The organism is Streptomyces flavofungini (genome assembly GCF_041028215.1).
Lineage (GTDB): Bacteria > Actinomycetota > Actinomycetes > Streptomycetales > Streptomycetaceae > Streptomyces > Streptomyces flavofungini_B.
In genome coordinates this window covers 1-646 of the sequence record NZ_JASKYR010001567.1, presented here as the reverse complement: position 1 = coordinate 646, position 646 = coordinate 1, and the positions used below count along the sequence as shown (strand labels likewise).

Sequence of the window (646 nt, the reverse complement as noted above, 5' to 3'; positions counted from 1 at the left end):
GTACTCCTCGCGCCCGTCCAGCGGCGACTCGAAGCCGCGCGCCGGGGGCGGTGGCCCGGCGGCGAGCGCCTCGGCGTCGCGGAGGGTGACGCGCGGGCCCCAGTAGAGGTGGAGCAGCTCGTCGCGGGCGGTGAGCCGCAGCGCGTAACCGCCGCGCGAGGGTCGGGCCCCGAACCCATGTCGTATCGTCGACAACGACCCACCGGCGAGCGACGCCGGCCGCACCGGAGCCCGAGGAGAGCACGTGACGCAGCAGGTCCCGTCGACAGAGCCCGAGCTTGCCGGGGTGCGCAACTTCCGCGACGTGGGCGGGCTGCCGACGGTGGACGGCCGCCGGGTCCGGCCGGGACGGCTCTTCCCCCCCCCCCCCCCCCCCCCCCCCCCCCCCCCCCCCCCCCCCCCCCCCCCCCCCCCCCCCCCCCCCCCCCCCCTCGACTTCCGCAACGCTGCCGACCAGCGCCTCGAAGGGCCGGACGTGGCGCTGCCCGGGGTGCGGAACGTGAACCTGCCGCTGAGCGACCCGGCCGACGGCGCCGAGTTCTGGAAGATGGTCCGCGACGGCGACCTCGACCAGCTCCGGTCCATCCTCGCCGACGGCAAGGGTGCCGAGCGGATGACCGCCTCGTACCGCACGATCATCAGGGAC

1 protein-coding gene and 2 pseudogenes are annotated in these 646 nt (G+C 77.2%); 2 read left to right on the top strand and 1 reads right to left on the bottom strand.

All coding sequences use genetic code 11. From position 1 onward, the window contains the following. Positions 1–195, bottom strand: a 195-nt coding sequence (locus AB8Z36_RS42210; protein ID WP_369218586.1) for a hypothetical protein, incomplete at its 3' end; no start/stop codon positions are given. A gap of 49 nt (positions 196–244) precedes the next feature. Between AB8Z36_RS42210 and AB8Z36_RS42435 the strand changes: the two are divergent. Beyond that, positions 245–359, top strand: a pseudogene (locus AB8Z36_RS42435) (tyrosine-protein phosphatase); the annotation flags it as partial. 71 nt (positions 360–430) lie between these two features. Further along, positions 431–646: pseudogene (locus AB8Z36_RS42430) on the top strand (tyrosine-protein phosphatase); the annotation flags it as partial.